This window comes from Moorena sp. SIO3I6, assembly GCF_010672095.1.
In genome coordinates this window covers 1-2,848 of sequence record NZ_JAAHHU010000547.1, presented here as the reverse complement: position 1 = coordinate 2,848, position 2,848 = coordinate 1, and the positions used below count along the sequence as shown (strand labels likewise).

General features: G+C 44.1%; 3 protein-coding genes. All 3 read left to right on the top strand.

What is annotated here, in order from left to right; translation table 11 throughout:
- Positions 1-911: 911 nt before the first annotated feature.
- Positions 912-1,331: a hypothetical protein gene (locus F6K49_RS39310; protein WP_293055720.1), complete on the top strand. Its 420-nt coding sequence runs from the start codon at positions 912-914 to the stop codon at positions 1,329-1,331.
- Entirely contained in the window at positions 1,319-1,657 is a 339-nt protein-coding gene (locus F6K49_RS39305) for a hypothetical protein (RefSeq protein ID WP_293055723.1), read from the top strand. The genes F6K49_RS39310 and F6K49_RS39305 overlap by 13 nt, the downstream gene beginning before the upstream one ends.
- Positions 1,658-1,745: 88 nt before the next feature.
- Positions 1,746-2,848, top strand: a 1,103-nt coding sequence (locus F6K49_RS39300) for a hypothetical protein (protein ID WP_293105998.1), incomplete at its 3' end; no start/stop codon positions are given.

Genomic DNA, 2,848 nt, shown 5'->3' with positions numbered 1-2,848 from the left:
GGATTAATCTCAACTACCGATTGCGGAAGCCCAATCATTTGGTGGCTTGCTGGTGGTCTCTTTTAGGAATCAAGCCGGTGTGAAAGCTGGGGGGGTTCTGCCATCATTACCGTTGACCCTGATCAGCCTAGGGAGGCAGCCTTTGAAGGTAATGGCTGGCTTGAAAGAGAACTAGCCGAGATCAGTACTAATTTGCCCAAGTGGGAAACAGCAGCGATCGCTTATGCTGATGTGATTAATAAACTCCATAGGGAGTAGGGGTAACTATCTCGAATGTACCTCATAACTATGATTAACACTATAGATAGTGTGCCAATCCCCTCATAACTTTTCAGGATTCCAAAGTCAAGCATTAGCCTCTAGTTTGACGTTGGCAGTGATTAGGGTTTTTACTCAAAAACTATACTGAAAACGCAGGAAACAGCGCTGACGGCTCAACTCTTAACAAAATTTTATGGTTTGCCTTCAATTTTTATCAGGAGTATGTTAATATTTTGACGGCTTGTTAGAGTGACAAGGCAATTTTATAATGGAGGTGCAATGAGGCGAATTCTCTTATCTGAGCAGCTACAAGACAAACATTTGCCACGAGCGCTAGCAAGTTGGCCGTAGATGAGGCAATAGCAAAAGCTTTGCGAACCCAGCAATTGATTCCCTCAGCCATCTCAATTTGCCGGGAATCCATATCTTCACCGAAAGCAATGTCTTAGCTATACAATTGCGATCGCTAACCGTTGGGTTTAATCAAAGCTTAACCAATGTTGCCCTTCACAATTATCCAGCTGACGTGCTATATCAAGATAGAACGACGAATTCAAGTTCCATGGGAAAGTGAACAAGTTTTGGGTAACCAATCCTAAGCAACTATAGACACTAGAAATAGAAGAACACTAGAAAGAGAAGAAACAGAAATGCAGAACGTGGATTTTGAGATACAAATACCAGAGATCGAAAGTGCTCGCAACTTACCCATCCATGAAGAATACTTTTGGTTAATCCAAAATGGAACGAAACGCAAGCTCCGGTTACACGACTATGTTGATGTGTACCAAATTCCTTATTTGTACGAGCATCTGATGGAAAAGTTGGACAGCCAATCCCATATTGTGCTGACTTCTTTACTGGTTGAACAATTTACCCAAGCTGGCGGCACGGTTGAAGATATGGTGGTGCTAGATATGGGTGCAGGAAGTGGCTTGGTTGCCAAAACTCTAGCTGACTTGGGGGTCAAATCAATTGTGGGGACATTATTCCCCAAGCAGCAGAAGCTGCTCAACGTCAGTATCCTGGGGTTTACGAGGATTACCATGTGGGGGATTTGGCTAATTTAACCGAAACCACTAAGGAGGCATTAAGTCGTCGAGGGTTTAACTGCCTGATTTGTTGCTCCGCTCTGAGTAATGGTCATGTTTCGGCGGATGCTTTGAGTGTAGTATATAACCAGACTGCCCCTGATGGATGGATTGCCTTCAACGTAGCTCAGTATTTCTGGAAAGATGATACTGAGACGGGATTTCAGCAGCAGCACCCTTGGGTAACAGATACAAACATTTTTGAGGTAGTTCAGATACAACCCTACCGACACCGATTTTATACCGATGGACGTCCCCTAGAGTATGTAGCCATCATCGGGCGTAAGCGGTCTAGTATCCTATAAAGCTAGCTATCGAATAGCAAAAGTCTCGGTCGGTTGCGACCGAGCGGTAGACTTAAAGGGATTTGATAACACTAAAAATGGAGCAATAATGCTAGCACAAAAGAGTCGGATAGATTGTGACCAATTCAATGACTTCTTTGTAGAAGAAATTGCCTTAGAGGAGGTGTTGGTTGGCAAAGATACAATCGAGTTTATCTATAGCATTGAGGGCGAAAATATTCGCTGTTCCATCCGTTACAATTCCGTCGAGTTTACCGATCCAGCCTTAAAGTCGCCAGAAGAAACTAAACGTTTTGCAGTGGTTCTAGCAGTGATTTGCTCTGTGCGATTTGGTCCGTTACTTCCGAGACGATTAAATTTTACAACGTACAGTCGCTACATAGATCAGGAACTGCTGGAATTCCTCAAGGTTGTCATGGTTGGACACTGGAGTCAGCATCGCTATCAAGTGGGACAATTGAGTTACAAGTTTCCCGAGTTTGTAGTCACAGCTTCAGAACTAGGGAAAGACGCAAGTTATCCACTGTGGTCCGCTGCCAAGGTTGACGGTAAAGCAAAGATTATTTTAGGGTCTGGCTCGGGTAAAGACAGTCTGTTGTGCAGCCGGATTTTGGAAGCTGCCGGGATTAACTACGACATTGTAACGTACTTCCACGATATTTATGGGGAGGATGTGGGCCAAGAAACATTGTTCGAGCAGGTAACGAGCCATCTAAAATTTACAAATAAACACGGTGTTTACTTTTATGATCAGTATTACCCGTGGCTGGAAAATCGGTTAAGCAGAACGAATATCATTGCGAGGGCAAAGGATTATTTCGGGAACAATCGCTTTCGCTCGGAAGCGGGAGAAACGCTGCTGACCACAATGGCTATGATACCGGTTCAAATCGTACATGGTATTTCCCTTTTGGCATTGGGACACGAGAAGAGCGCTGATGCACCCAATCTGATTGAGCCGGAATCAGGGGAAGCGATCGCCCACCAATGGACTAAAAGTTTTACCTTTCATCAGACAATCTCCAAGCTCATAGCACGGATGTTTGAGGGAGTTAATATGGTAAGCCTGACCAAACCCATCCATGATATCAAAATCTTTGACCTGCTCTTTGGGCTTGACAACCAGCTACCTTATGGGACAAATTCGTGCAATGTACAAAAGCCTTGGTGTTGCAGATGTGAAAAATGTTA

Bases quoted from the DNA above. Each gene is read 5' to 3' on its own strand.
- F6K49_RS39310 (WP_293055720.1), top strand. From the start codon at position 912: ATGCAGAACGTGGATTTTGAGATACAAATACCAGAGATCGAAAGTGCT.